At 66.7% G+C, this 708-nt stretch carries 1 protein-coding gene; it reads right to left on the bottom strand.

Annotated features, from left to right (window positions below):
* Window positions 1–88 precede the first annotated feature (88 nt).
* Window positions 89–708, bottom strand: a 620-nt coding sequence (locus tag ACCD11_RS28355) for a tripartite tricarboxylate transporter substrate-binding protein (RefSeq protein WP_413316463.1), incomplete at its 5' end; no start/stop codon positions are given.

Raw genomic sequence — 708 nt, 5'->3', positions numbered from 1 at the left:
TCGCCGTCCGGCAGCCATTCGCGCAGGAAGAACGGCCCGCGCGAGGTGCCGGCGCGCATCAGCACGCAGGGAATCGACCTGTTCATCTTCAGTCCGCGCTGATCCTGGCGGCCTGGACCACCTTCTTCCACTTGACCTGCTCCTGCGCCACGTAGGTGCGCATCTGCTCGGGGGTCATGGTCGAGACCTCGGCGCCGTGGTCCTCCAGGCGCTTGATCACGCTCTTGTCGGCGAGCACTTCGTTCAGGACCTTGTTGAGCTGCGCGATGACGGGCGCGGGCGTCTTCGCCGGCGCGAAGATGCCGTACCACTGGGAGATGTCGACGTCCGCGATGCCCTGCTCCTGCAGCGTGGGGACGTCCGGCATGAGCGCCGAGCGCTTGACCCCGGCGACGCCCAGCGCCCTCAGTTTGCCGGCCTTGACATAGGGGACGGCCGTGAAAAGGCTGGGGAACATCACCTGCGTCTGGCCGGCGATGGTGTCGGTGATGGCCGGCGCGGAGCCCTTGTAGGGAACGTGCAGCATGCTGGTGCCCGTCGAGAGCTTGAACATCTCGGCAGCGAAGTGCGGAGCAGTGCCGTTGCCGGCCGAGGCATAGCTCGTCTTGTCCGGTGCGGCCTTGAGCATCGTCACGAGTTCCTTCGCGCTGGCCGCCTTGACCGAGGGGTTGACCACCATCACCGTGGCCGATGAGCCCAGCATGCCGA

The organism is Variovorax sp. Varisp36 (assembly GCF_047304235.1).
In the GTDB taxonomy this organism is placed as follows: Bacteria; Pseudomonadota; Gammaproteobacteria; order Burkholderiales; family Burkholderiaceae_C; genus Variovorax.
The sequence above is the reverse complement of the archived record's forward strand: the minus strand, read 5'-3'. Positions and strand labels throughout refer to the sequence as shown.